This is a genomic window from Pseudomonas sp. SDO5271_S396, from assembly GCF_054071795.1.
Genome location: NZ_JBSVWB010000001.1, coordinates 250898 through 273901 on the forward strand (window position 1 = coordinate 250898; position 23004 = coordinate 273901).

Genomic DNA, 23004 nt, shown 5'->3' on the forward strand with positions numbered 1-23004 from the left:
ATGCCTGCTATCCCTCTGGAGCATGGTCTGGCGGTCGCCGGCATCCTGTTCTGCCTTGGCCTGGTCGGCCTGATGGTCCGCCGTAACATTCTGTTCGTGTTGATGAGCCTGGAAATCATGATGAACGCCGCGGCATTGGCCTTCATCGTCGCCGGTGCACGTTGGGGCCAGCCGGATGGACAAGTCATGTTCATCCTGGTGATCAGCCTGGCAGCCGCCGAGGCCAGTATCGGCCTGGCGATCCTGCTGCAACTGTATCGTCGCTTCCACACGCTTGATATCGACGCTGCCAGTGAGATGCGCGGATGAACATGATCTTTCTGACTTTCGTATTTCCCCTGATCGGTTTCCTGCTGCTGTCGTTCTCCCGTGGACGCTGGTCGGAAAACCTGTCTGCCCTGGTGGGCGTGGGCTCCATTGGCCTGTCGGCCATCGTGGCCGCCTACGTCATCTGGCAATTCAACGTGGCACCACCGGAAGGCGGTCACTATACCCTGGTGCTGTGGAAGTGGATGGCGGTGGAAGGCTTCAAGCCGGACTTCGCGCTCTACATCGACGGTCTGTCCATCACCATGCTCGGCGTGGTGGTGGGTGTGGGCTTCCTGATCCACCTGTTCGCGTCCTGGTACATGCGCGGTGAAGCGGGCTACTCGCGCTTCTTCTCGTACACCAACCTGTTTATCGCCAGCATGCTGTTCCTGGTGCTCGGCGACAACCTGTTGTTCCTGTACTTCGGATGGGAAGGCGTGGGCCTGTGCTCGTACCTGTTGATCGGTTTCTACTACAGCAACCGCAACAACGGTAACGCCGCACTCAAAGCCTTTATCGTGACCCGCATCGGCGACGTGTTCATGGCCATCGGCCTGTTCATCCTGTTCCAACAGGTGGGCACGCTGAACATCCAGGAACTGCTGGTGCTGGCTCCGCAGAAGTTCCAGGTCGGCGACTTCTGGATCACCCTCGCGACCCTGATGCTGCTGGGCGGCGCCGTCGGTAAGTCCGCGCAACTGCCGCTGCAAACCTGGCTGGCGGATGCGATGGCCGGTCCTACCCCGGTTTCGGCACTGATCCACGCCGCAACCATGGTCACCGCCGGTGTCTACCTGATCGCCCGTACCCACGGCCTGTTCACCCTGGCGCCGGAAATCCTGCACCTGGTGGGCATCGTCGGCGGCGTGACCCTGGTACTGGCCGGTTTTGCCGCCCTGGTGCAAACCGACATCAAGCGGATCCTCGCCTACTCGACCATGAGCCAGATCGGCTACATGTTCCTGGCCCTGGGCGTTGGCGCCTGGGACGCGGCGATCTTCCACCTGATGACCCACGCGTTCTTCAAGGCCCTGCTGTTCCTCGCCTCCGGTGCGGTGATCGTGGCCTGCCACCACGAGCAGAACATCTTCAAGATGGGCGGCCTGTGGAAAAAACTGCCGCTGGCCTACGCCAGCTTCATCGTCGGTGGTGCCGCCCTGGCCGCCCTGCCGCTGGTGACCGCCGGTTTCTACTCCAAGGACGAAATCCTCTGGGAAGCCTTTGCCAGCGGCCACCAGAACCTGCTGTACGCAGGCCTGGCAGGTGCGTTCATGACCTCGCTGTACACCTTCCGCCTGATCTTCATCGCCTTCCACGGTGAAGCCAAGACCGAAGCCCACGCAGGCCATGGCATCTCGCACTGGCTGCCACTGTCGGTACTGATCATCCTGTCGACCTTCGTCGGCGCCATGATCACCCCGCCTCTGCACGGTGTACTGCCGCAAAGCGTCGGTCATGCCGGCGGCGAAGCCCAGCACAGCCTGGAAATCGCCTCGGGCGCCATCGCGATCGCCGGTATCCTGCTGGCGGCCCTGCTGTTCCTCGGCAAGCGTCGCTTCGTGACCGCGGTTGCCAACAGTGGCATTGGCCGTGTCCTGTCAGCCTGGTGGTTCGCCGCCTGGGGCTTCGACTGGATCTACGACAAACTGTTCGTCAAGCCTTACCTGGCCATCAGCCATGTACTGCGCAAAGACCCGCTCGACCAGACCATCGGTTTGATCCCGCGCACCGCCAAGGCCGGTCACACCGCCCTGAGCCGCAGCGAGACCGGCCAACTGCGCTGGTACGCAGCTTCCATGGCGGCGGGTGCCGTGCTGGTGATCGGCGCCATTGTCCTGGTAGCGGTCTGACTATGAACGTTGCGAAATTGCAAAAGGAAACGAGCCCGTCATGATTCTGCCCTGGCTAATCCTGATCCCCTTTATCGGCGGCCTGCTCTGCTGGCTGGGTGAGCGCTCCGGCGCCACCCTCCCCCGCTGGATCGCGTTGCTGACCATGTCCCTGGAACTCGCCCTCGGCCTCTGGCTGTGGGCCCATGGCGACTATTCATTCGCACCGGCGCCTGGCGCCGATCCGACCTGGGCCATCGAGTTCAAGCATGTCTGGATCCAGCGCTTCGGCATCAACGTGCACCTGGCCCTCGACGGCCTGTCGCTGTTGATGATCCTGCTGACCGGCCTGCTGGGTATCCTCTCGGTACTCTGCTCCTGGAAGGAAATCGAGCGTCACGTGGGCTTCTTCCACCTGAACCTCATGTGGATCCTGGGCGGCGTCGTCGGCGTATTCCTCGCCCTCGACCTGTTCATGTTCTTCTTCTTCTGGGAAATGATGCTGGTGCCGATGTACTTCCTCATCGCGCTCTGGGGTCACAGTTCTTCGGACGGCAAGAAAACCCGGATCTACGCGGCGACCAAGTTCTTCATCTTCACCCAGGCTTCCGGCCTGATCATGTTGGTGGCGATCCTGGGCCTGGTACTGGTCAACTTCAACAACACCGGCGTGATTACCTTCAACTACGCCGACCTGTTGAAGACCAAGATGTCCCTGACCACCGAGTACATCCTGATGCTGGGCTTCTTCATTGCCTTCGCGGTGAAGCTGCCGGTGGTGCCGTTCCACTCCTGGCTGCCTGACGCCCACGCCCAGGCACCGACCGCAGGTTCGGTCGACCTGGCCGGTATCCTGTTGAAGACGGCGGCCTACGGCCTGCTGCGTTTCGCCCTGCCGCTGTTCCCGAATGCGTCGGCCGAATTCGCGCCGATCGCCATGACCCTGGGTCTGATCGGGATCTTCTACGGTGCATTCCTGGCGTTCGCACAAACCGACATCAAGCGTCTGATCGCCTTCTCGTCCGTTTCCCACATGGGCTTCGTATTGATCGGCATCTACTCCGGCAGTCAGCTGGCGTTGCAAGGTGCGGTGATCCAGATGCTGGCCCACGGTGTTTCCGCCGCTGCGCTGTTTATCCTGAGTGGTCAGCTGTACGAGCGCCTGCACACCCGTGACATGCGTGAAATGGGTGGCGTGTGGTCGCGCATCGCTTACCTGCCGGCGATCAGCCTGTTCTTTGCAGCCGCCTCCCTGGGCCTGCCGGGTACCGGTAACTTCGTCGGCGAGTTCCTGATCCTGATCGGCAGCTTCGTCACCGCCCCATGGATCACTGCGATTGCCACCTCCGGCCTGGTGTTCGGTTCGGTCTACTCGCTGATCATGATCCACCGCGCCTACTTCGGCCCGGCCAAGTCCGACACCGTCCTGAAAGGGATGGATGGTCGCGAACTGATCATGGTGCTCGGCCTTGCGGTGCTGCTGATCTACATCGGCGTGTACCCGCAACCGTTCCTGGACACTTCTGCCGCGACGATGCATGGCGTGCAGCAGTGGTTCAGCACCGCCTTCACTCAACTCGCTTCGGCCCGGTAAGAGCGCTATGGAATTCACGATCCAACACTTTATCGCGCTTGCGCCGCTGCTGATCACCAGCCTCACCATCGTCGTGGTGATGCTGGCGATCGCCTGGCGCCGCAATCACTCGCAAACGTTCCTGCTGTCTTGCGCCGGTCTGAACCTGGCCCTGCTGTCGATCATCCCGGCCCTCAAGGTCGCGCCACTGGCGGTAACGCCGCTGATGATGGTCGATGACTTCGCCTTGCTGTACATCGCGCTGATCCTGGTCGCGACACTGGCCTGCGTCACCCTCGCCCACGCCTACCTCGGCGAAGGCGGCACTGGCTACCCGGGCAATCGCGAAGAGCTGTACCTGCTGATCCTGCTGGCTGCGGCCGGCGGTATCGTACTGGTCAGCGCACAGCACCTGGCCGGCCTGTTCATCGGCCTGGAACTGCTGTCCATCCCGACCTACGGCCTGGTGGCTTACGCCTTCTTCAACAAGCGCTCCCTGGAAGCCGGCATCAAGTACATGGTGCTGTCGGCTGCCGGCTCCGCGTTCCTGTTGTTCGGTATGGCCCTGCTCTACGCCGAAGCCGGCAGCCTGAGCTTCACCGGTATCGGCCACGCCCTGGCCACCACCAACAGCCCGGCGCCGATTGCCCAACTGGGCCTGGCGATGATGCTGATCGGCCTGGCGTTCAAGCTGTCGCTGGTACCGTTCCACCTGTGGACCCCGGACGTGTACGAAGGCGCCCCGGCGCCGGTAGCCGCGTTCCTGGCCACCGCCTCGAAAGTGGCGGTGTTCGCGGTGATGGTGCGTCTGTTCCAGATCTCCCCCGCCGCCAACACCGGCGTGCTGAGCAACGTACTGACCGTGATCGCCATCGCGTCGATCCTGTTCGGCAACCTGCTGGCCCTGACCCAGAACAACCTCAAGCGTCTGCTGGGTTACTCGTCCATCGCTCACTTCGGCTACCTGCTGATCGCCCTGGTGGCGAGCAAGGGCCTGGCCGTGGAAGCCATCGGCGTGTACCTGGTCACCTACGTGATCACCAGCCTCGGCGCGTTCGGTGTGATCACCCTGATGTCCTCGCCTTACAAAGGCCGTGACGCCGACGCCCTGTACGAATACCGCGGCCTGTTCTGGCGCCGTCCGTACCTGACCGCCGTATTGACCGTGATGATGCTGTCCCTGGCCGGTATCCCGCTGACCGCGGGCTTCATCGGCAAGTTCTACATCGTGGCCACCGGTGTCGAAGCGCACGAATGGTGGTTGGTCGCTTCGCTGATCCTGGGCAGCGCCATCGGCGTGTTCTACTACCTGCGCGTGATGGTCACCCTGTACCTGATCGAGCCGAACCTGCGCCGCGTGGACGCCGAGCTGCACTGGGAACAGAAAGCCGGTGGCGTCATGCTGCTGGCCATCGCCCTGCTCGCGTTCTTCCTGGGTGTGTACCCACAACCGCTGCTCACCCTGGTGCAGCACGCGGTACTGGGCGTTTGATCGCTTAGGTCGATGCAGTAACCAAAACGGCGCCTTCGGGCGCCGTTTTGCGTTTGTGGGATTAAGTATTTTTGTCTTGCCTTACTCGCCGAAATTTCCTCTCCCACATGCCTTCTCATCCGGCATCTACTTACTGACAGCAATCGTATGGTGTTTGCGCTTTAGGAAAGTTCCCACAATCGGGTCACTTGACCCCAAACGGGTGGACCACCAAACTATACGCAGGCTACGTACAGAACATGGACGCTCTATTTATCGAACTACCGGCCTTCGAACGGCATCGCAAGGACTATCTGAGTGACGAGCTTTTCCACGGTTTTCAACAGGAATTGATGAAAAACCCGCAAGCCGGTGATGTGATCGAAGGAACAGGCGGGTTACGCAAGGTTCGCTTCTTCGATGAGCGACGCAACAAAGGCAAACGTGGTGGCCTGAGGATCATTTACTACTGGTGGTCGGGCGGTACGCAATTCTGGCTGTTTACGCTGTACGGCAAACATGAACAAGACGACCTGACACCGCAACACAAGAAAACCCTTAAACAGATGCTGGACAGGGAACTCAAAGCGAGAGCACATCATGAAGCGTGACATTTTTTCCGAACTGGTCGAAGGCTTCGACGCCCTGGCGGACGAACGCGAAAGCAAAATCACCTTGCGCACCCACAAGGTTTATTTCAATAAGCTGGCGCCCTTGAGTGCAGAGGAAGTCGTTGCCGTGCGCCAGCAACTCAACCTCTCCCGGTCGGTGTTTGCCATGTATCTGCGCACCAATACGCGCACGTTGGAAAACTGGGAGCAAGGTCGGGCCCGGCCCAATGCCCAGGCAGCGACATTGATACGCTTGGTGGCCCGCTTTCCGGAAACAGTGGCGCAATTGGCGGCATTGAGCTGACAAACAAAGCCCTGTCAGTTCCAGGACTTTTTCAGGTATGGCTACCGCCCCCCCAACATATCGGCAAACGTCTCCCCGTCGGGCAGCCCCTCCCCCACCCAGATCGACGGTGCGACGCGGGGCGAGCCTTCGGTCCAGAACAGCGCATGGCCCGCCAGCCCTTGGGGATCGAGCTGTGCGTTCAATTGCGGCATGCCGTCGCCGATACGTTCCGGGTCAGGCAGGTCCAGCCAGCGTGATGGGCTGACGCTTCTGTGGGAATAGTTTGCCGGGGTCCAGCAACCCGGTAACGGCATTGCCGACACCGCGTCATCGAACGCCTCCAGCGAAAACCCCTCGCTCAGCGCCGACAGTGCCAGCCGTTCCAACTGGTCGTACCAGAACACATCGCGCTCCAGGCGTGCCAGCAGCGGTACATCCTGCCCCGCCGTCGCCAGGGTCAGGGGAAAGTAACGCCCCACCCGATCCACGCTCGGGATCATCACCCCCGACCAACCCTGCTCCCCACAGACACCCGCTGCCAGCGCAAAGCGCCAGATCGGGCTGCACAGGTACACCTCCAGCCATTGCTCGCCCAGGCGCTCACGGCTGCGCTGCAAACCCGCCTGCAACCATGTGTCCCAGGTGCTCAAAAAGACGGCTGGCAAACGACGACTGACAAAGTCGCCATGGCTTGCGACCTTGCCGAAAAATCCATTCATGGCTGATTCCTAAAAGCTCGCAGGGCAATGGAACTGTTCGATGCCATCACGCCGGAACGGGTTGATCACGCTGCTGGCACGCAGCAGGTAAGCCACCCGATGGCCCTCCAGGTTGAAGGTCAGTTGCAACTGTTCGCCCTGAGTGTTCACCACGGCCTTGTCCATCATGCGCAACCAGCCCCAGGGTCCGTCGGTGCGCAGCGGGCTGGCCAGGCCCGGCGTGGCATCCAGACGCACCAAACCACCGGACTTGCCGCTCGGCAAGGAGATGCTGGTGAAATCCGGCACGTTACCCGTTTCAAACACCACCGGTTGGCCATCGATGTCCAGGCTGACCTTGCTCAGGGCCGGGTCGGCGCCGAGGGTTTTGAGGTCGAAGCGTATCGACGGCTGGCGCGCACCAGCCACGAAGAACATATCCCGCAGCCGTGCGCCACGCTGGAACTGGTTAAGCACGTCCTGGGAAATGTTCAGCGGCGTCACACCGGTGGAACGCCAGCGCCACTGGCTGCCGCTCATGTCGACATAAGCCGCTAGGTTCTTGCTGAAGAAATCGTCCATCAAGCCGCCCGGGCCGAAGAACTTGCCGAAGTCATCGGCAGTGGCATCCCGGGCCGAGCTGCGCACCAGCGGATAACGCCCCTCTATGGCGGCCCGGCAGAACGGAGCGCCGGTCGCCTCCCACAGTGCGTTCAGCCGTGCCTTCTCATTGCCCAGGGTCAGCGCGGTGCCACCCGACTCCACGTCCCGCAGCAGTGCCGACAACGGCGCAGGCTGGGTATCGCCCGCACGCTTCAAACGGGTCAGCACTTCATTGGACGGTGCCGGCGCCGCGCTGCGACGGGCGGCATCGGCGCTGTCGAAAAACTGCCCGGCATCCTTCAGCGACGCCAGCACCTCATCCACCGGCTGCGGCGGCGTGCCGTTGCCCACCAGGCGGTGCAGCGCAGCAAAATGCTGGTCCACCGGGTTGGCCGACGCCTCGGCGAGCGGCGCCGGACTGTCGCCCCCCAAGGCCGATTGCAACTTCTGGGTGGCCGCCGCGATCTTGTCGCGCACGCGTTGATCGGTGTCCTTGGCGGTAGCCGAGGTCAATGCGCCCTCCAGTGTGGTTTCCCTGGACACCGCTTGCAGCAAGCTACGCAGCGGCGAGTCGGTAGACGCCAGCGCATTGGTCACCTGGGAGGCCTGACCGAGACTGGTCAGGGGCGTCAGGTGCACATCCGCCAGGAAGGTATCCCACTGGCGAATATAGTCCGCGTAATACAGCGCCAGCACCGCCGCCTGCATCGCCGGGTTGCCGCCAGCGATCTGCGCCGACTCCTGGCGGTCCAGCACCCAGCTGTCCTTGGCCATGTCGGCCACGGCTTGCGGGGTTTTGTCCGTGAGCGCGCGGTACCCGGCCAGGCTGTAAACGCCGCTGACGCCACGGGACAGCGGCTCGCCACTGGCGCGGGTGAACAGCGACGACACATCACGCCCCACCGCGCCATTCACGCTCAACTCGGGCAAATGCTGCTGGTCCACCTGGCGCTTGACCCGGTTGTAGATGCGCTGGGACAGCGGCATGCTCGCCAGCGCCAGGCGTACCTTGGCGATCAGCGCGCTATCGAGTTGCACCGGCTCGGCTTCGTCGTCATCTTCCAGCAGCGCGGCAACATGGTCCGACAGTTGCTGCAATTGCGCAGGTGTGGCCTGGGGCAGTTCACGGCGCCAGTCCACATCGACCCACGCCTGCACCGACGCGGCATCGAAGAACTGCCGCTGGCCGAGCATCAGGTAGGCGCGCAGGGTTTCATAGAGAAACTCCTGGTTGCTCGCATCCCCCCGGCGCAGGGCATTTTCCATATTGGCGACGATATGCGGCAGCAACGTGCTGCGCAGCAGGCGACGGTACAAAGTCACCGCGCCGGCGCCGAGCTTATTGCCCTGGTACAGGCCCATGCGACTGAGCAGCGGCACACTGCTGTCGCCCGCGCCATAGCCGCCCGGCAAGGCGCGTGCGGCATTGAGCAACGGCAGCGTCACCAGCACATCGCCCTCGGCGGGCAGCGCCTTGGCCAGTTGCGCGACATTAGTCGCCGCGTTCGATGCGTCGGCGATCAGTTGCAGGTTGCGGTTGTAACTGATGGTCATGCCCACCAGCAGCAGCACGAACAGCACGCCCGCGCCGATCCGCCCGGCCCGCCCGAGCAGACGCCGGCGGCGCTCTTCCTGGTGATTGACACCTGCCAGCCCGGCTTCCTTGAAGATCACTTCGCGCAGCAGGCGGGTGATGAAGTAACTGCGCCCGCTGGACACGTTCGGCGCCAGCACCTTGCGGCCCAGTCCGAAGGACGCCGCCAACGAGGTCAGCACCCGGTCGATCGGGCTGCCTTCCTGGGTGCCGCTGGTGAAATACACACCACGCAACAGCGCCGGTTCCTGGTAGCGGTTGGCTTCGAACACGGTATTGAGAAACCGGGTCAGGCCATCGCCCAGGCTGGCGAACTGTTGCGGGAAGCTGTACAGCAAGGCACGCCGCGACAGGTCGCGCTCCTGCTGCAATCGTTCCAGCACGCGCCGCTGCAACTGGCGCTCAAGGGCATCGAACTCACCCGGGAACGACGCCAGGCCGGTGTCCGGCGCAGGTGGCTGTTGCAATGGGAAGGTCACGCCCCACACCTGCGCGCGTTCGTCGCGGCCAAAGGTCTCGAAAAACTCCGAGAACCCCGCCAGCAGGTCGCACTTGGTGATGATCACATACACCGGAAAACGCAGGCCCAAACGTTCGTACAGCTCGCCGATGCGCGCGCGAATCGCCACCGCCTGGGCCTGGCGCTGGGCCTCGGTCTGCTCAAGCAGGTCACTGACGCTCAGCGCCACGATCACGCCGTTGACCGGGCGCTGGCGGCGGTACTTTTTCAACAGGTCGAGGAAACCGCCCCAGGCGGCCTTGTCCACTTCGGTGTAGCTGTCCTGGGTGGTGTAACGTCCGGCGGTGTCGAGCAACACCGCTTCGTCGGTGAACCACCAGTCACAATGCCGCGTACCGCCCACACCGCCGATGGCACCGCTGCCCATGGCCTCACGCAGGGGGAACTGCAGGCCCGAGTGGGTCAGCGCGGTGGTCTTGCCACTGCCCGGTGCGCCAACGAACATGTACCACGGCAGCTGATACAGGTACTGCCCGCTCATCTTCCAGCCCGGGTTGGCCTTGCGCAGCACCGCCATGGCCGCGCGCATGCGTTCACCCAACTCGGCCACTTCGGCCTGGCTTTCACGCACGCCGGGGGCCACCGCCGGGGCTTCGGCCACGCCGGCCATCAACCCCCGGTTGGCCCGCCAGGCGCGCCACAGGCGCCAGGCAAAGTAGCCGACCCAGACCAGAACGAACAGCCCGATCAAGGCCCAGCGCCGCGACTCGGGTGCCAGCGGTTCACTGCCGTTGAACGCCAGCAGCGGGCCTTCGTACCACACCAGCAGCGACAGCAGCGCCACGCCGATCAGCGACAGCAGCCAGGGTTTGAGCAGCCACAGAATGAAGCGCTCCACCGGGGACCATAACAACGAAAACAACGTAGAGAAATTCATGGCTATTGCGCCTGGGAAGGGATCAGCACGGTGATATCGACACGGCGGTTACGCGCGCGATTGGCCGCTGAATCGTTGGGGACCAGCGGCTCGGTTTCGCCACGGCCTTCGCTGCGATAGCGCTCGGTCGGCCCGGCCCGCTGTGCGAGCAAACGCGCGACGGTCTTGGCGCGCGCCTGGGACAGATCGAAGTTGGACCCCAGTCGCGAGGTCGCCGAAGGCCGCACGTTGTCGGTATGCCCGACCACCACCACATTGCCCGGCACCGTGGCCAGGGCGTCACCGATGCGCGCGAGCAAGCCGTCGAAGTTGCTCGACACCTCGGCACTGCCCGAGGCAAATACACCGTCGCCACGCAGGGTGATCACCGAGCGGTCGGCGCTGTCCTTGACCGCCACCAACCCTTGCGCCACTTCCGGCGCCAGGAACCCGGCCAGCCGCACCGGCGCAGGCTCTGCCGGCACCGCCACCTTGAGCGGCGACGCCACGCGAATCGAACCCAACTGAGCGAACACCGGGTCGGAGGCTCGATTGAGCAGCCAGCTGTAGGTCAGTTGCACACTCAGCAGCAACACCGCGGCCACCGACGCCAGCACCCACAGCGGCACACGGCGCAGCATCGACGCCTGGGGCGCTTCGGCACCCCGCCAGCGCGGCGACAGGTCCTGCTCCTGATTGCCGCGCTGCTGGTTGATCAACTGCAACAGGCGCTCGCGCAGCAAGCCCAGCTGATCCAGGCCGCGATCCAATACGCGATAACGCCCTTCCAGCCCGAGGGCCATGCACAGGTACATCAACTCGAGCACATCGATGTGGGTGCGCAGGTCCTGACTGAGGCGCTGCAGAATCATGAAGAATTTTTCGCCGCCCCAGGCCTCGTTGTGAAAGGTCACCAACAAGCTGCGGCTGCCCCACACACCCGCGCCCCACGGCGTGCTGGCGATGGTTTCGTCCACCAGCGTGCACAGCGCGTAACGCGCGGCGGCGACGGTTTCCACGTCGACCTGACTGGCCCGCGCCTGGGCCTCGAAGGCCTGCACCGCCTGGATCAGCCGTTGGCGCAGGCTTTCCATGTCGGGCATCGCCGTGAGGCTGCGCAGCGGCACCACCAGGTCGAGCAAGGGGTTGGCTGCCCGCACCAGCGGGTTGAGGCCCTGACCGTGCAGCACCAGTGCCGCCCGTTGCACATCGGCAGCCGGAGCGCTCTGAGGTGCGGCACGGCGCCCGCCGGGCGTGGGGATCAGCAACGTGCGATCCGGGTCCTGGGTGCCTTCGAAAGTATCGTTCACGTCAGTCACCTTGCCTTAGTTCCGGATGGCCCAGAACTGCATGTCCAGCCCCGGGAACACCCCGGCGATATGCATGGCAAAACCGGCCGACTGGCTCAGCAATTGCCAATATTCGCTGCTGCGATCGAGTTCGAAATAGGTGAAGCCGGCGTGGAACGGCAACTGCCGTGGCGCCACCGGCAACGGACGCAGGCCAATGCCCGGCAGTTGCAGGTTGACCAGGTCGCGGATCTTCTCCACCGAGCCGATCTTGACCTGGGGCGGAAAGCCGTTGCGCACGTTCTCGGCGGACATCTGCGCCTGCACCGCGAGGATGAAGGTGGCCGAACGCAGCAGTTCCTGGTCGGGCAGCACCGCCACGCGAATGCCGTATTGGCGCTCTTCCAGCGGGATCGCGATGGCCCGCACGTCCATCACCGTCGACAGTGCGCGCCGCAGGTCGAGCATCACCGGGGCGAAGGTCTGCGCCAGGGCGCCATGGCGATACGCCGGGTAGCTCGTCGCGCGTTTGTCATCACGGGTAAAGGTCGCCAGCTCGCCGGCCAGTGCCGACAAGTCACGGTAAAGCTGCTCCGGGTGCAGGCCGGTCATCGCCACCAGATGCCGCACCAACGGCAGGCTGCGGTTGAGCACCTGCAACAGCAGGAAGTCGGCGATTTCTGCCGCGCCACTGCCATCGGGCCGGGTCAGGCGCGACGCCAGCGCTTCGACCCGTTGCTGCACCAGGCCCAGCAATTCTTCGTTGAACGCTTTCAAGCGTTCAGCGGCGCGCACGTCCAGGCATGGCGGGCAGTATTCGCGGTCGAGCACCACACTTTTATCCGCGCGCTTTTCCACCACATGGGCGATGCCGAGGGTGGTGTAGGCGTCGGCCACATCACCTTCGAAGGCCAGGCGCAGGCGCAGCTTGCCGATGCTCATCAAGGCGCTGCTGTCCAGGCCGTTGCTGTCCCAGGCTTCGTATTCGCTGCTGCGATGGCGCGCGAAGTTTTCAAAGCTGGGGTTATCGTCCACCTCCGGCACACCCGGACGCAGGCTCGGCAGCGCCAGCACCACTTTCAGGTCGCGGGCGTCGTCGGGGATTTCCAGCGGCAGCGGCATTTCATCGTCGAACGGCAAGCCCACGGGCGTACCGTCCGGCAACACGCCGCTGTAGGCCAGCAACGACAGCTTGCCCATGGCCAGTTGCTGCGGGTCGATCTCCAGCCTGGAAAAACCCCAGCCGTAAGCACGCAGGGTCGCCACCCGGGCTTCCAGCTGGGTTTGCAGGAAACGGTCGTGTTGTTGCAGGTGCTGAGGCTGCAACAGCATGCCTTCGGACCAGACTACTTTGTTGTTCCAGGACATAAATTCTTCTCAACGTGAAAGCGTTTCGGGCTGACCGGTTTTGCGCTGATAAACAGATGTGTGCTGTGGGCAGGACTCTTGTGGTGAGCAGGCCTTTTTTTGTGGTGAGCGGGCTTGTTGTGGTGAGCGGGCTTGTCCCGCGCTGGGGCGCGAAGCGGCCCCAATAAAGCCACCGCGTTGTTCCTGTTAGACGCGCGGCGCCTGGTTTCAGGGCCGCTGCGCAGCCCAGCGCGGGACAAGCCCGCTCACCACAAAAAAGTCCGTTCACCACAAAAGAAGCCCACTCGATACAACGGCTCTGTCTTCAAGTACGCATCCGTGCCACCTGTTCCTCGTACGCCTTGGAAAACAGCTCGCCGAACAAACGCTGCAAATCTTCATCGGCATCCCGCGCCAGGTCTTCGTAGCGCTCCACCAGGCGGTCCCACAGACGTGCCTTGCGCCGAGCCGGCATCCATTTGTCCAGGGCGCCATGGGTGGTACGGCGTTGTTCGACCCGCGCAGGATCAAAGCGCTGCACCACCGCGCCCAGTGCCGCGCGCATGCCGGCGATCACCGCCAGTTCGTGGGCCTTGAGGTCATCGAACGAGGCCCCCATGGCCTTGACCGGGCGCATATAGGCGGGCGAATCGCCGCCCAGCATCTGGGTCAGGGCGCTGTCGGCATCGGGGAAGAACTTGAGCGGGTTGTTCGAATACGCGCCGATCATGGTCATGTCGATATGGCTTTCACGCTTGGTCAGCGCACGGGCCATCAGTACATCCATGGTGCCGGCGGTGGCGGCACGCAGCATCTCGCCCACCAGTTGGGCCAGCTCGGTGGGGGTGCGGGAGGTGTGCAGGTCGGGCAGGCCCAGGCCTTGGAGCAACGCATGCAACACGGCGTCATCACTGGTGGGCGCGGTCAATGTGGGAGCGGGCTTGCTCGCGAAGCTCTCAAGGACGACGGGTTGTTCCTGGATGACCGCGTTATCGTTCTTCGCGAGCAAACCCGCTCCCACATTAGGGTCCGGTGTCACCGCAGGCTGGGTCGAGAGGCCGAACAGCGGGTCATAATCATCCGGGATCACCTGCGGCTCCGCCTGCCGGATCGGCGGGTTGAACGCTTGCAGCTGCGGCGCCACATGGTCGCTTTCGGTGCCGCGAAACACCGGGGTCAGCGACGGGTTCAAACCCAGGGGATCCGACAGCGGCATCGCCCCGTCGAACAGCGCACCGCCCTCCAGGATACGCGCACCGGCCAGGTCGTCATGCAGCACCACAGGTACCACCACTTCAGGATCACGCAGCAACGGTTGCGGCACTTCCAACGGCGGCAGCGGGGCCGCCACCGGCGGTGGAGGCGGCACGAACAGCGGCGGCAGGATCCGCGTGGCCAGGGCATCGTCTTCAGGCTCCGGCGCCACCGGCTGCTCCAGCCGCACGTCCATCGCGTAATCGCCGATCACCAGGCGGTCGCCCTCCTCCAGCAGGCGCTCGCGCCCCGTGCCCAACGGTCGCTCATTGACCAGGCTGGGGTTGCTGCCGGTGTCGGTGAGGTAAAACTGGCCGTCGCGCAGGTCGATCCGTGCATGCACCCGCGAGATGTATTTACCCGGGTCGTCCAGGGTCAGGTCATTGTCCGGCCCACGGCCAATCGAGCCACCGGCTTCGGTAAAGCGGCAGATGACATCACCGGGCATCGGTTGGTCACGGTAACTTTTCACCAGCAGGATTAGGTTCATAGCAGTCTCCAGAAAGCGTTACTTGCCATCGTCGGCCTCCTTGGGCGGCAGCGGCACGCCGGCAGGTCCGGTAGCGGCGGACAGCGCCAGTGCGGTGGCGGCGGTACCGGCCTGGGGCAACGGAATGGGAATGGTCGAGGCGAGGATCATGGCCGGGGTGATGGTCAGGAAGGTGGTGCCGACTTTCATGGTGATGGTCGCACCCGCTTCGATCACCACGTTCATGCCGCCCTTGATATGTACGTCGAGGCCCGCGGTCACGCCGGTCTTCAACTTGCCGTCGATGATCATGTTGGTGCCGGCGGTCATCGATACGGCGCCGGTGGCCTTCTCGTTGCGGTTGCCACCGACGGACGAATGCCGGTCGCCGCCGACCTTCTCGCGCAGGTCCTTGTCGACCTTGGAATGGCGGTCGCCGCCGACCCAGTCCAGGGAGTCCTTGAGCACGCGCTGGTCGAGGTTCTTCTGCGCATGGAGAAACACCTGTTCCGAGCCTTTCTTGTCTTCGAAACGCAGCTCGTTGTAGCCTCCGCCGCCCTTGGACGAGTTGCTCTTGATCGTCGAGCGCGTGGCGTTTTCCGGCAGTGCATAAGGCGGCATGGTGTCGGCGTTGTAGACGCTGCCGGTGACCAGCGGCTGGTCGGGGTCGCCCTCGAGAAAGCTGACCACCACTTCCTGGCCGATGCGCGGCGTGTACAGGCTGCCCCAGCGCTTGCCGGCCCAGCCCTGGGCTACACGGATCCAGCACGAACTGTTTTCGTCGCGCTTGCCTTCGCGGTCCCAGTGGAATTGCACCTTGATGCGCCCGTACTTGTCGGTCCAGATTTCCTCGCCCTGCTTGCCCACCACCATGGCCGTCTGCGGACCTTGCATCAGCGGTTTGCGCGATACACAGGGCGCACGGAATTGCTGCTGGCGCGACAAGGCAACGAATTCGCAGGTGAGAACCGGCTGCGGATTGTCCGGCGGCGTCGGTTCATAGGTGTCCGAGGACAACGCATAGCGCGCTTCCAGCAACAGGAACTGAGCGTTCTGCTCGCTGCGCGGGTGTTCGGTGAGGGTCATCAAGGCACCGGGAAACAACCCGCGCGCGCGGGTGGCGCCGGTGACCCGCTGGGTGCCGGTGTGCAGCGACTCGATCAGGGTGCGCGCATAGGTTTCGCCGCACTTGCGCTCGGTGTATTTGCCCGGGTAGTCATAGCGCTCATGGCGCGACTGCGGGTAGCTGCCGGCCAGGGTCGACTTGGCCAGCAGGTTGGCGGTGGGCTTTTCAAAATCGAAATCCTGCAGCGTATAGCCGCCCGGCTCCACATCGCCGCTCATGCGCCAGTCGTAGATCACCTCGCTTTCGCGCATGGCATGGTCTTCGGCCGGCATGAAGAGCATTTGCGCATAGCCAGGCGCCGGCGAATGCGCGCCATAAGAGTCGGCCAGTACCAGGGTGTGACGCCCAGCAGCGCTCTTGAAGAAGTAGTAGATGCCTTCCTGTTCCATCAGGCGGCTGACGAAATTGAAATCGCTCTCGCGGTACTGCACGCAATACGTCAACGCCTGGTAACTGCCACTCAGGCCCGAGGTGTCGACATCGGCAATGCTGTAGGGCGCGAACACCTGCTTGAGGATGTCCGGCACGCTCAGTTCCTGGAAGATCCGGCAGTCGCTGGCCAAGGTCAAAAACCACAGCCACGGTCGCAACACCGCCTTGTACGTGGAATAGCGACCTTGGCGCCCGGTGAACGAAAAGTGGCTGACGTGCCCGCTGAAATAACGGCTGCCGCCCTTGGGCAGGTCCACCGCGATAGTCATCTGGGTGGCCAGCAGGTCGTCGATATTCAGGTCGGCGCGCTCGCTGTAGAGCTCCATCTGGTACTCGCTGAGTTGCGACAGCGCCTCGACGGCCTGCATGCGCCGAAACAGCAGCACGTCGGTGCCGAGCACACTGGTCACTTGTATTTCGCGGTGTTGTTGAAGAGTCGCCATCGTGGGTGTTCTACCTGCAAGGCAATGGGAGAATGCTGTCCAGGCCGCCCGAGCTACGCGCGATCAGTCCGCTCACCTGGAGAGAACAACCAGGCGAGCGGATTTATTCCACCCACGGGTGCATCGACCTCGACAGGCGAGAGCGTTATGGCGCCTCGAACGCGTACGTGAACTCGCCACCCTCGACACCGACCCGCACCTGGGTCGCCGGTGTGCCGAGCAGCAGGCGGTTGAGAAACTCGGTACTGATCGTCGGCAACATCGAGTTGGTCAGGATCGCGTCGATCATCCGCCCGCCGCTTTCCAGCTCGGTGCAACGGCTGGCGATCAGGTGCACCACGTCGTCGCTGTAGCTGAACGGGATCTTGTGGGTGCCGGCGATGCGTTTTTCGATGCGCCCCAGTTGCAGACGGATAATGTTGCCGAGCATGGCGTCGCTCAGCGGGTAGTACGGGATCACCACCAGGCGCCCGAGCAGGGCCGGCGGGAAGACTTCCAGCAGGGGCTCGCGCAGGGCCTTGGCGATGGCGTCCGGCGCGGGGGTGTTCTGCGGGTCGCGGCACAGGCGGCTGATCAACTGGGTGCCGGCGTTGGTAGTGAGCAGGATCAGGGTGTTCTTGAAGTCGATGATCCGGCCTTCGCCGTCCTCCATCCAGCCCTTGTCGAACACCTGGAAAAACAGCTCGTGCACGTCCGGATGGGCCTTCTCCACTTCATCCAGCAGCACCACGCTGTAGGGCTTGCGCCGCACCGCTTCGGTCAACACACCGCCTTCGCCGTAGCCCACGTAGCCGGGCGGTGCGCCCTTGAGGGTGGAAACGGTGTGGGCTTCCTGGTACTCGCTCATGTTGATGGTGATGACGTTCTGTTCACCGCCATACAGCGACTCGGCCAGGGCCAGGGCGGTTTCGGTCTTGCCCACCCCGGAGGTACCGGCCAGCATGAAGACGCCCACCGGCTTGCCGGGGTTGTCGAGGCCGGCGCGGGAGGTCTGGATGCGCCGCGCGATCATCTCCAGCGCGTGGTTCTGGCCGATGATGCGCTGGCCCAGACGGTCGGCCAGGCGCAGTACGTTTTCGATCTCGTTCTTGACCATGCGCCCCACGGGAATGCCGGTCCAGTCCTGCACCACCGAGGCCACGGCCTGCTCGTCGACGCTGATCAGCACCAACGGGTGTTCACCTTGTTGCGCCGCCAATTCGTCCTGCACCTGGCGCAGCTCCGCCAGGCCGGCTTCACGGTCGGTCGCTTCGGCCAACTGGCTGCGCAGCCGCTGGATCTGCTCCACCAGCGCCAGCTCGTTGTCCCAGCGCCCCTCCACTTCGTCGAGGCGTTCACGCTCGGTCACCAGCAGCGCTTCGACGGACGCGCGACGGCTGGCGGTCTCGACGCCAATCGCGGTTTCACGCTCGATGATCGCCAGTTCGGTCTCCAGCGCTTCGATGCGGCGACGGCTGTCGTCCACCTCGGCTGGCGTGGCGTGCAGGCTGATGGCGACGCGGGCACAGGCGGTGTCGATCAGGCTGACGGCCTTGTCGGGCAGCTGACGCGCCGGAATGTAGCGATTGGACAGGCGCACCGCCGCTTCCAGCGCCGAGTCGAGGATCTGCACCTGGTGGTGGTTCTGCATGGTTTCAGCGATGCCACGCAGCATCAGCAGGGCACGGGCTTCGTCGGGTTCGTCGACCTGCACGGTCTGAAAACGCCGGGTCAGGGCCGGGTCTTTTTCGATGTGTTTCTTGTACTCGGCAAATGTGGTCGCGCCCACGGTGCGCAGGGTGCCACGGGCCAGTGCCGGCTTGAGCAGATTGGCCGCATCACCGGTGCCGGCGGCACCGCCTGCGCCGACCAGGGTGTGGGTTTCGTCGATAAACAGCACCACCGGCTTGACGCTGGCCTGCACCTCATCGATCACCGAGCGCAGACGCTGTTCGAACTCGCCTTTCATGCTCGCGCCGGCCTGCAACAGGCCCACGTCCAGGGCCAGCAACTGCACGTCTTTCAGGCTCGGTGGCACGTCGCCCCGGGCAATGCGCTGGGCGAAACCTTCAACCACGGCGGTCTTGCCCACGCCTGCCTCGCCCACCAGGATCGGGTTGTTCTGGCGACGGCGCATCAGGATGTCGATCACCTGGCGAATCTCTTCATCGCGGCCGACGATGGGGTCCATCTTGGTGGTGCGCGCCTGTTCGGTGAGGTCAACGGTAAAGCGCTTCAACGCCTCCTGCTTGCCCATGGCCGCCGGTGCCAGCGCGCCTGCGTCTTCACCGGGCACCTGGAAGCCATCGCTGGCAGTCATCTGCGCTTCGGGGGAGTCCTTGAGCAACGCGCTGAACTGTTCGCTCAGGTCGTCGACGCCGATCTTGTTGAACTCGCGCGAAACACCATACAAGCCGTTGCGCAGGCTCGGGGTTTTCAGCAGCGCCAGCAGCAAGTGACCGGAACGTACCTGGGTTTCACCCAGCATCAGGGTGGCATAGACCCAGGCGCGCTCGACGGCTTCTTCGACCTGGCTCGACAGGTCGGTGACCGAGGTCGAGCCCCGGGGCAGACGGTCGAGGGCAGCGGTAAGATCCCGGGCCAACACCGCCGGGTCGATGCCGTAGTGCCGGATCAGACGCAGCAGGTCCGAGTCGGTCAGTTGCAGGATCTGTTGCAACCAGTGCACCAGCTCCACATAGGGGTTACCGCGCATCTTGCAGAACACGGTACTGCTTTCGATCGCCCGGTAGCACAGGCTGTTGAGTTTGCCGAAAAGCGCGACGCGACTGATATCAGCCATGGGCAGATCCTTGAGAAGAATGGACGGAGATGCGCGGGTTGATCAGCAATTGCCGGTCATCCTGCTTGGGGGCTTTGCTGCTCAGCCAGCTGGTCCAGCCCAGGGGCGCGGAACCGAGGCGCAAGCCAGGCAATTGTTCTTTTTTGACGATCAGGTTGACGTCCCAGTCCATCACCAGGCCGACGTACTGGCGTACCCAATCCTGCACCCGTTGCAGGCTGTCGCCACCGGGCAGCAGGCGGCGGGTCTGGTCCAGGTCCAGGGGGCCGATCAGCAGGCGGAATTTGTGCTGGGTGTTCCAGACTTTCTTGCCCATCACGGTGGTCTGGCCGAGCACCGGCGCATCCGGGCCGCTGCGCAAGGCACACAGGCCGTCAGCGGGCAGCGTCATCCAGTGGCCGACAAACTGCTCGACCTTCACCGGCACCCCGAGGTAATCCGTGAGTAGCGCCGCCAGGCCTTCGGCATTGCGCGTCTGCGGGCCCAGGCGACCGGCGAAGTGCAGCTTGCCCACGTCCGGCAGCGAGTCACGACCCAGCAGCGAGGGCATGCCGATGCCGATCAGCGACCCCAGGTAATGGGCAAAACGGTCGGCGCCGGGCCGGTCCAGGCTCACCGCCGGCTGGGCGCTGGCCCAGGCGCGGTAGAACAGGCTGATCATGCGGTGATGGAACACGTCGCAGAATGCGGCGAGCGTCGGGTCATTCTGGTTGCGCTGACGGTCGCGAATGTATTCGGTGAGGTGAATCGGCAGCGGGCCATTGGCGCCCATCAGGCCGAAGAAATTCAGCAGCAGTCTGGGCGTTGCACCCGGCTTGAGCCCGGCGATCATCGCCGGCTCGAACGCCAGCGACGGTTGCTGGCCGAACCGCACCGCCTCATCCGCCGGGCGCGCGGCCTGGCCGATGCGGGGCAGTTGCGGGAACGCGCATTCCAGCTGGCGCAGGGCGCCATAAAAATCGAAACGCCCCGGGTGCGCTTCAAGGGCGCTGAGCAGGCTCAGAGGATCTCGCATCTGCCCACCCGCGCCGGCCATTGCATGATCACACCACGGGTGGTGCTTTTGATCACCGTTTCGGTGAACGAATTGAGCGACACGTACTTGGCGAAAAACTGTTCCAGCACCGAGCCCAGCACAAACACGCCGGCGCCTTCGAAGGCGGCTTCATCCAGGGTCACGCACACTTGCAGGCCACGCCCATAGGTGATCGGGCCCGGCAGCGGCAGGCGCCGCACAATGCTCTCGGCGGTGACCGAGCGCAGGCCTTCGATCTGCTTGTGGGCGGCTTCGTCTTCGACGCGGCAGTACAGGCGCAACAGGTCACGCAACGCCGTGGCGCCCTGCTCCTTGTCCTGGTCCAGCAGCGACAGGTAGTTGAGCGACAAGTGACTGACCAGCCGCCACGCCGTCTCGCCTTCGGCAAACGATGGCGCGGGCACGGTGGGCCCGGCCACGCAACGCACTGACTGCACCGGCGCGCCGGACTCGACGCTGAAATCGGTGCGACCGCTGCCCACCGGCATGCTCAGCACCAAGTCGCGGTTGCTGCACAGGGTGTCGATGCCCAATTGGCGCAGATCGCTGCGGTGCGGCGCTTCCTGGGCGTCGACCAACGACAGGAACAACTCGCTGCCGATATAACTGGAGCGCGGCCCCTGGCGTCGTTGCTGCTCGGACAACACCCGCGTGTCGCGACGTACCTGGTAGAACGCCTTGGGCGGCGTACGCGCATGCAGGTCGTTGGCGCGGTAAAACGATTCGAACGTCTGGCTGGCGTCGGCGCCGCTGCCATAGCCGGTGACGTCTTCGACCTGGTAGATCTCGTAATCCATCGGCCGGGTACGGTCGGGAATCACGTGGTATTCGGCTTGCTGGTCCGACAGGTGCACCCGCTCGGCGCGCATCGGGAACAGGTTGATCGCCGGCGTGCAGTGCAGGCCGAAGTTGGCGGCGCTGAGGCTCTGCTCCAGCACCGGGTCGAGCTTCTTGAACAACACGATCACGTCCAGTTGTTCGGCGGTGCAACGGCTCACGCTGTTCGCCAGCCCGGCCACTTCAGCGAACAGGAAGCGCTGGGGCATGGCGAAGTATTCCTGCAGCAGCCGATAGCCCTGGAACGAACGCGGACCGGTGGGCAGCAAGGCTTCGCTGTCGCTGTAGCCCACGCTGCGAATCGCGCTTTTGGGCAGGAACTGGTGCCAGTCCACATGCTCCTGCACCGGCATTACCAGCACCCCGGCCGCCTGGGCCAGCAATTGCTCGAGGATGCGTGACGGCATGGCTTCACCGCCACGGATGTGCAGCGACAGGTTGTCCAGCGCCAGCTCGCTGAAGGTCAACCCGGCGCCCACCCGCAGGCGCAGACGCAAGGCGGCCTTGACGGTGCCGAGGCGCGACAGGTCGACCCCGGCCACTTGGGCACCGCAGGCGAAGTAGCGCGCTTCCACCAGTTCCATCGGCCACAGGGTCACATCGTGGGCGGTGCGAAACTCACAGGCGGTCTGGTCGCCTTTGCCCAACTGGCTGTGCAAGGCACTGTCGCGGGGGACCTTGAACCCTTCGGCCAGCCTGCCCTCGCCCATGTCCGGCTGTAATTGCACCACCGCCATCGAAGGTGTGGGCGCCAGGTATTGCGGGTAAACCAACTCCAGCAGGTGGTTGGTGAAGCGCGGGAATTCGGCGTCGATTTTCAGTTGCACGCGTGCGGCCAAAAAGCTGAAACCCTCCAGCAAGCGCTCCACGTAGGGGTCGGCGCAAGCGTAGGTTTCCAGCCCCAGGCGACCGGCGACCTTGGGGTAGTCGCGGGCGAATTCACCGCCGACTTCCCTCAGGTGGGCCAGTTCACGTTCGTAGTAGCGCAACAGTTTGGCGTTCACCGCACGTCCCTTGTTTCGATATCGAAGACCCTGGCCTCGCCTGCTTCCAGGTCGAGTTCGGTCTTCAGGTACAGGCGCTCGGGCAACGGCTGGCCCCAGAGTTCGCCATGAATTTCAAAGGCCACCTGATTGGGGCTGGCCGCTGCGCCTGCGGGGGCAACCGGCACCACGCGCACGCTTTCACGCAGAATTCGCGGTTCGAAGTCCCAGATCGCCTGGCGGATACGTCGCGCCAGCTCTTCACGGTCCAGACCGGCGGCGGTCTTGCCGGCGAGGTCCGGCAAACCAAAATTGATCACCGATTGCACGGCCAGCGGGTGCGCACTGAGGTCGCGAAAGCTGCCCAGGCTGGTGCTGTTGAGCAGCCACCCCAGGTCACGCAGCACCGCCTTGCGCAAGCCGCGCATGGACAACACACGCTTGTCGCGCGGCTCCACGGCGTGGCCGGTGTCGTCATCGCTCAAGCGATCGAGCAAGGACGGCTGCAAGCGTTCGCGACTGGTGAGTTCAGCCATGGGTAAAGTCTCTATCAGTCAGTGAGCGGGCTTATCGGGATGAAGGGCTTCTTGTGGTGAACGGGCAAGCCCGCTCACTACAAAAAAACCATTCAGTGCAATAGTCCGCCGGGCAGCCGG

The 23004-nt window shown here is 63.8% G+C and carries 16 protein-coding genes; 6 read left to right on the forward strand and 10 right to left on the reverse strand.

Annotation, left to right across the window (positions count from 1 at the left end):
* The 6 genes from nuoK to ACW9IN_RS01215 all read left to right on the forward strand — a co-directional run bounded on the left by nuoK (position 1) and on the right by ACW9IN_RS01215 (position 6097).
* Positions 1–309: an NADH-quinone oxidoreductase subunit NuoK gene (gene nuoK, locus ACW9IN_RS01190; protein ID WP_003174727.1), complete on the forward strand. Its 309-nt coding sequence runs from the start codon at positions 1–3 to the stop codon at positions 307–309.
* The gene (gene nuoL / locus ACW9IN_RS01195) at positions 306–2159 is read left to right on the forward strand and encodes an NADH-quinone oxidoreductase subunit L (RefSeq protein WP_457364148.1); all 1854 of its coding nucleotides are present in this window, start codon (positions 306–308) and stop codon (positions 2157–2159) included. The genes nuoK and nuoL overlap by 4 nt, the downstream gene beginning before the upstream one ends.
* Before the next feature lie 40 nt (positions 2160–2199).
* Positions 2200–3732, forward strand: coding sequence for an NADH-quinone oxidoreductase subunit M (nuoM, locus tag ACW9IN_RS01200; protein WP_457364149.1), 1533 nt, complete (start codon positions 2200–2202; stop codon positions 3730–3732).
* Between the two features lie 7 nt (positions 3733–3739).
* Positions 3740–5203 carry an NADH-quinone oxidoreductase subunit NuoN gene (gene nuoN, locus ACW9IN_RS01205; RefSeq protein ID WP_457364150.1) on the forward strand — a complete coding sequence of 488 codons (1464 nt, stop codon included), beginning with the start codon at positions 3740–3742 and terminating at the stop codon, positions 5201–5203.
* A gap of 239 nt (positions 5204–5442) precedes the next feature.
* Entirely contained in the window at positions 5443–5793 is a 351-nt protein-coding gene (locus ACW9IN_RS01210; RefSeq protein ID WP_457364151.1) for a toxin, read from the forward strand.
* The gene (locus ACW9IN_RS01215) at positions 5783–6097 is read left to right on the forward strand and encodes a helix-turn-helix domain-containing protein (protein ID WP_457364152.1); all 315 of its coding nucleotides are present in this window, start codon (positions 5783–5785) and stop codon (positions 6095–6097) included. Before ACW9IN_RS01210 ends, ACW9IN_RS01215 begins: the two co-directional genes overlap by 11 nt.
* Positions 6098–6138: 41 nt before the next feature.
* Here the strand turns inward: ACW9IN_RS01215 and tagF are convergent, their stop codons facing one another.
* The 10 genes from tagF to tssE all read right to left on the reverse strand — a co-directional run bounded on the left by tagF (position 6139) and on the right by tssE (position 22884).
* Positions 6139–6798, reverse strand: a complete 660-nt coding sequence (tagF, locus tag ACW9IN_RS01220; protein ID WP_457364153.1) for a type VI secretion system-associated protein TagF — start codon at positions 6796–6798, stop codon at positions 6139–6141.
* 9 nt (positions 6799–6807) lie between these two features.
* Complete coding sequence (gene tssM, locus ACW9IN_RS01225; protein WP_457364154.1) at positions 6808–10371, reverse strand: type VI secretion system membrane subunit TssM; 3564 nt, start codon at positions 10369–10371, stop codon at positions 6808–6810.
* Between the two features lie 2 nt (positions 10372–10373).
* Positions 10374–11660, reverse strand: a complete 1287-nt coding sequence (gene icmH / locus ACW9IN_RS01230) for a type IVB secretion system protein IcmH/DotU (protein WP_457364155.1) — start codon at positions 11658–11660, stop codon at positions 10374–10376.
* A gap of 15 nt (positions 11661–11675) precedes the next feature.
* On the reverse strand, positions 11676–13007 hold the full coding sequence (tssK, locus tag ACW9IN_RS01235) for a type VI secretion system baseplate subunit TssK (RefSeq protein WP_457364156.1): 1332 nt from the start codon (positions 13005–13007) through the stop codon (positions 11676–11678).
* Between the two features lie 304 nt (positions 13008–13311).
* A complete protein-coding gene (tagH, locus tag ACW9IN_RS01240) occupies positions 13312–14730 on the reverse strand; it encodes a type VI secretion system-associated FHA domain protein TagH (RefSeq protein ID WP_457364157.1) in 1419 nt (472 codons plus the stop codon).
* Between the two features lie 18 nt (positions 14731–14748).
* The gene (locus ACW9IN_RS01245) at positions 14749–16710 is read right to left on the reverse strand and encodes a type VI secretion system Vgr family protein (protein ID WP_457364158.1); all 1962 of its coding nucleotides are present in this window, start codon (positions 16708–16710) and stop codon (positions 14749–14751) included.
* Positions 16711–16855: 145 nt separating this feature from the next.
* Positions 16856–19492, reverse strand: coding sequence for a type VI secretion system ATPase TssH (gene tssH, locus ACW9IN_RS01250; protein ID WP_457364159.1), 2637 nt, complete (start codon positions 19490–19492; stop codon positions 16856–16858).
* Positions 19485–20507, reverse strand: coding sequence for a type VI secretion system baseplate subunit TssG (tssG, locus tag ACW9IN_RS01255; protein ID WP_457364160.1), 1023 nt, complete (start codon positions 20505–20507; stop codon positions 19485–19487). Before tssG ends, tssH begins: the two co-directional genes overlap by 8 nt.
* Entirely contained in the window at positions 20492–22369 is a 1878-nt protein-coding gene (gene tssF, locus ACW9IN_RS01260; protein WP_457364161.1) for a type VI secretion system baseplate subunit TssF, read from the reverse strand. The genes tssG and tssF overlap by 16 nt, the downstream gene beginning before the upstream one ends.
* Positions 22366–22884: a type VI secretion system baseplate subunit TssE gene (gene tssE / locus ACW9IN_RS01265; RefSeq protein WP_457364162.1), complete on the reverse strand. Its 519-nt coding sequence runs from the start codon at positions 22882–22884 to the stop codon at positions 22366–22368. The genes tssF and tssE overlap by 4 nt, the downstream gene beginning before the upstream one ends.
* Between the last annotated feature and the right edge of the window lie 120 nt (positions 22885–23004).

Coding starts and splice junctions, on each gene's coding strand:
- nuoK (WP_003174727.1), top strand. CDS start 1: ATGCCTGCTATCCCTCTGGAGCATGGTCTGGCGGTCGCCGGCATCCTG.
- tagH (WP_457364157.1), bottom strand. CDS start 14,730: ATGAACCTAATCCTGCTGGTGAAAAGTTACCGTGACCAACCGATGCCC.
- tssE (WP_457364162.1), bottom strand. CDS start 22,884: ATGGCTGAACTCACCAGTCGCGAACGCTTGCAGCCGTCCTTGCTCGAT.
- tssK (WP_457364156.1), bottom strand. CDS start 13,007: ATGTCCTGGAACAACAAAGTAGTCTGGTCCGAAGGCATGCTGTTGCAG.
- tssM (WP_457364154.1), bottom strand. CDS start 10,371: ATGAATTTCTCTACGTTGTTTTCGTTGTTATGGTCCCCGGTGGAGCGC.
- ACW9IN_RS01245 (WP_457364158.1), bottom strand. CDS start 16,710: ATGGCGACTCTTCAACAACACCGCGAAATACAAGTGACCAGTGTGCTC.
- tagF (WP_457364153.1), bottom strand. CDS start 6,798: ATGAATGGATTTTTCGGCAAGGTCGCAAGCCATGGCGACTTTGTCAGT.
- ACW9IN_RS01215 (WP_457364152.1), top strand. CDS start 5,783: ATGAAGCGTGACATTTTTTCCGAACTGGTCGAAGGCTTCGACGCCCTG.
- ACW9IN_RS01210 (WP_457364151.1), top strand. CDS start 5,443: ATGGACGCTCTATTTATCGAACTACCGGCCTTCGAACGGCATCGCAAG.
- nuoM (WP_457364149.1), top strand. CDS start 2,200: ATGATTCTGCCCTGGCTAATCCTGATCCCCTTTATCGGCGGCCTGCTC.
- nuoN (WP_457364150.1), top strand. CDS start 3,740: ATGGAATTCACGATCCAACACTTTATCGCGCTTGCGCCGCTGCTGATC.
- nuoL (WP_457364148.1), top strand. CDS start 306: ATGAACATGATCTTTCTGACTTTCGTATTTCCCCTGATCGGTTTCCTG.
- tssG (WP_457364160.1), bottom strand. CDS start 20,507: ATGCGAGATCCTCTGAGCCTGCTCAGCGCCCTTGAAGCGCACCCGGGG.
- tssH (WP_457364159.1), bottom strand. CDS start 19,492: ATGGCTGATATCAGTCGCGTCGCGCTTTTCGGCAAACTCAACAGCCTG.